Genomic DNA, 246 nt, shown 5'->3' on the forward strand with positions numbered 1-246 from the left:
CCTCGATCGTCTGCCCCGACGCGAACACCCGCCCCCTGTCCCCCTGCAGATCGCGGGTGTACGCGAGGGGCAGGCCCTTGAGCGGTGCCAGGAGACCGGACAAGTTGCCGATGAGACGCCCGGACTTGCCGCGCGCGAGCTCGGCGATGTCCGGGGTCTTCTTCTGCGGCATGATGCTGGATCCCGTGGAGGAGCCGTCGTCGAGGGTGACGAAGCCGAACTCCCGCGTGTTCCAGTGGATGATCT

Annotated in this window: 1 protein-coding gene; it reads right to left on the minus strand. The window is 67.5% G+C overall.

Going from position 1 to position 246, the window contains the following annotated elements; genetic code table 11:
• A partial coding sequence (locus KVS71_RS18180; protein WP_254635914.1) for a lyase family protein occupies window positions 1–246 on the minus strand: 246 nt, incomplete at both ends.

The organism is Microbacterium sp. GbtcB4, assembly GCF_019091465.1.
Lineage (GTDB): Bacteria > Actinomycetota > Actinomycetes > Actinomycetales > Microbacteriaceae > Microbacterium > Microbacterium paraoxydans.